At 41.9% G+C, this 3,028-nt stretch carries 3 protein-coding genes; all 3 read right to left on the bottom strand.

Annotated features, from left to right (window positions below):
• Positions 1-824 (bottom strand): carbohydrate-binding domain-containing protein (locus tag J6U00_RS02710; protein ID WP_296578513.1); only part of this gene is annotated, 824 nt, incomplete at its 3' end.
• A gap of 103 nt (positions 825-927) precedes the next feature.
• The gene (locus J6U00_RS02705; protein WP_296578512.1) at positions 928-1,671 is read right to left on the bottom strand and encodes a DUF4956 domain-containing protein; all 744 of its coding nucleotides are present in this window, start codon (positions 1,669-1,671) and stop codon (positions 928-930) included.
• Between the two features lie 5 nt (positions 1,672-1,676).
• Positions 1,677-2,486, bottom strand: a complete 810-nt coding sequence (locus J6U00_RS02700) for a polyphosphate polymerase domain-containing protein (RefSeq protein ID WP_296578510.1) — start codon at positions 2,484-2,486, stop codon at positions 1,677-1,679.
• Positions 2,487-3,028 lie beyond the last annotated feature (542 nt).

Genomic DNA, 3,028 nt, shown 5'->3' with positions numbered 1-3,028 from the left:
TCTATAATTATATCATCGTCACTGGCGATGCCATGAGCGTTGTTTGCAGTAATATTCAGCTCTCCGTTGCCTTTAAGGCGCACCGTATCATTTGAGAATATAACACCATTGTTGATCTTGTCATTGCCTCCGTCGCTGAGGTAGTTAACAGTGCCCTCACGAGATTTGATAGTACATTTCTTGGCTTCGTTGATAAATATAGCCGGTCCGTTGGAATTTGATATGTCAACTCCGTCAAGGACCACAGTTACCTTTTCCTCGGTGGCTGTACTAACACATATTTGACCGTCGCTGACGCTGCCGTAAAACCTGAAATCGCCGCCTGCGTTTATTGTGACAATGGAGCCGCTTACAGATACGTTTGTACCCTTGACCTTCGGCGAAACGCCGAGTTCTATCTCAGCCGTGTAGACCTTTTCCTCTGTCGTGTTATCGCCTTCTACAGAGTCCTCACCACTACTGCTACTACCGCTGTCGCTATTGTTATTATCATTGTTATTGCTGTTATTGTTAACAGCTGTAGTCGTATTCGACGTGTCGTTGTTTGCAGCTGTAGTTGTAACTTCATCGGACTTCTTCTCCCCCGCTTTGGCTGCAGTTGTACTCTCAACTAATTTTTCTGTAGCTTTTTCAGATGTATCATCGTCGTTTTTCTTCTTTGTGGTTTTTTCTGTAACTTCACCGCTGTCAGTCTTGGACGTCACGTCCTGAACAGTGGAGTTTCCATTGTTTTCAGTTTTTCCCTTTTCTTCCTTGCCGCATGAACTAGCCGAAGCCATAAGTGCGACCGCGGTCATAGCCGCTAAGATCCTTCTATATTTCATATACATATCTCCTTATCCCCCTATGCAAATTGCCGGACTCAATATGGCATATTAAGTCCGGCAATGGGTTGAGAGGGTATTTTATCTATATTTATGTTTTCTATCAGTTCTCATAGATCTTATCATCGTATCTGAAGAATACGAGATTGATCGTCATATTTCCGTTATGGGTGCGAAGCTCATCAATGAACTTCTTCTGATCGATGTTGTCAAGGACATCAACACTGTAGATAAGCTCGAAAAGTGTACCGAAGTTTGTGGTCTTTACTCTTCTCAGCTTGTAGAATGTTGTGTACTTAGCAAGTACAGGCTCAAAAACTCCCTGATAATCGAGGTTTTCGGGAATGGCAATCTTGAGAGTCATATGTCTCTTCTTGCAGCCTCCAAAATCAGTCTCGCTAAGTATAAAGAGAATAATAGCAAGTGCTGCAAAGAATATAAGTGCAAATCCGATATATCCTACTCCGCAAACAACTCCTGTTCCCATTGCGAAGAAGATATAAGCCATATCCTTCGGATCGCCGGCAACGCTTCGGAACCTTACCAGAGTCAGGGTGCCTGCAAGGGTGAGAGCACCTGCTGTGGTATTGATAATGAGAAGGATTGCTGCAACAATCGTAGGAAGCATTATCATTGTCAGAACATAGCTCTGTGAGTAACCTTCCTTTCTGTGGGTGAGCATATAGATAAGACTTATAAGAAAGCCTATCACTATCGCAGTGCCTACACAAAGGAAAAACTCTCCGGGCTTGATAGTGCTCAGAATGGAATTGCTGTTATTTATTACAGAGTCACCCGACTCATTGTACTTAGACAGCACATTTCCAAAAAATCCATGTTCAAACATAAAAATCAAACGCTCCTGTTCATCATAATATGATTATTTACCATTGATATACCCGATATATAGATACGCCTTTTGCCTGAAACAAGCTGTGCGTCCTCTATCTGGCTCTTTACGAAATTCTGGTAAGCTCTTCCATACTTTGAAAAGCTAGTCTTGTAAATCTGAAGCTCTGAGAGCTTGTTTACCAGCCAGTCAGGAATGGCATTGGAGACCTTTATCTCCATAAGTCTCTGATCAGCACCGATTATATAATTGCCGTAGCTCTCGTAGTTAAGTCCGAGATCGTAGCGGCGCTCGGTGATCTTTCTGTCAAATGTAAGTCTGAAATCGTTATCGTACTTTCCGAAGAAAGCCTCTCGCTGATAGCTTATGTACTGCTTTGGAGCAATGGGATAGCTATCAAGAAATACGTCCAGTTCTCCGAAGACCTGCTGTGTGATATACTTTGTGAATTCAGGCTTGGAGCGGTCACGGAAGTATGCATCTGACTCTTCAAGAGTCATGGAAACTCTTCTCTTAGTTACGATACCGCCGATCTTCTTTTTTATTTCAAGAAAAACCATATCAGTTGGAGCAGCAGGTGAATAATAGCTGCGCAGTCTGATCTTTTCCTTGTAGTAAGGCTTTGCAAGGGATTCTCTGATTAGATAATCGTCTGGTGTGTCGTAGTAGATGTTGTAGATTCCATACTCTTTTCCGCCTATGCAGAACTTATCAGGGTTCATGTACTCTGATATGACCTCCATAAGTCCGTGATACTGATCCATATTAAGGAGGAATTTGATTTCTTTACGCGCGAATGTATTAATTGCCATTATCGCCTCCGCAGCAGCGCCTTACTGCCCGGAGCTCACACTCCTTTCGTATCATTTGATTATAGTATAGCGTTATTTCCTTAAAATAGTCTTAAAGTAAGTTTTTTTCACTCAATACTCATCATCCATAAGAATATTTGTTCTTTTTGCGTCGTTTTACTGCGATATTTCGTCCTTTCGTGTTATAAATAATTTTCACATACTATCCATGTTTTTTTGATGCTGTCACAAAAATGACACAAATTGCATAGTTTTGTTATAAAATAGCAATTTTTGACCAATAGTATAAAAAGTCACAATGATAACAGCATTTTGCAAGAAAGTGTTTACAGCCTTTTTTCGCTCATATTCCTCAATTTATATGGCTTTGCTCCAGAGAAGCTACCCATGAGCCGGTCTTCTTTTTTTAGGCTCAGCTTTTCGCCGCGGTGTATCAGTACTCTCTGCCGCTTATAAAGCGCCATTCAATCTCTTTCCAGTGATCTCCTGCGTAGTCAATGCCGACTCGCGGCGCTGTTCTGATAATTGGACGAGCCCCGTCG

It is taken from the genome of Ruminococcus sp. (assembly GCF_017650195.1).
Taxonomy (GTDB): domain Bacteria; phylum Bacillota; class Clostridia; order Oscillospirales; family Ruminococcaceae; genus Ruminococcus.
This window is presented reverse-complemented; position numbering and strand designations above follow the sequence as displayed.